Annotated in this window: 1 protein-coding gene; it reads right to left on the minus strand. The window is 41.0% G+C overall.

Annotated elements, in window-relative coordinates; translation table 11 throughout:
• The coding region (locus UF05_RS26600) for a hypothetical protein (RefSeq protein ID WP_231640438.1) at positions 1-220 on the minus strand (220 nt) is incomplete at its 3' end.
• Between the last annotated feature and the right edge of the window lie 178 nt (positions 221-398).

Here is a 398-nt window from a genome sequence, read left to right on the forward strand (position 1 = left end):
CTACCAACACTTTATCAAGCACTGGATGCCCCCTAAGAAGTGACAGCTGTATCTCTGTATCCCGCTGACTCATCTTCACACCTATAACAACCCGTGAAATAACTTTAGGGTCGTAGTTCACCATTGACTCTTTAGTACATAATCGAAGCTCTGACACGTACACCCAAACAACAGATTTAATGCTTAGTAACTGACCCAATGTAGGGCTGTTATTTTCCACTAATTCAGCTAAATCAGAGTAAAAGTTTATACGTATTAAATACACGTGAGCAATCGTAGACAACAGAACAGGAACACCATGATAATGATCTAAGCTATCGATCAGAGCTGCCTAGTCAAATACAATGACAAGCCCGCTTAAGCCATTTGCATAGTGCGACCACATAAGACGATTAGAC

The sequence above is a fragment of the Vibrio sp. S457-15 genome, assembly GCF_000960545.1.
Taxonomy (GTDB): Bacteria; Pseudomonadota; Gammaproteobacteria; order Enterobacterales; family Vibrionaceae; genus Vibrio; species Vibrio parahaemolyticus.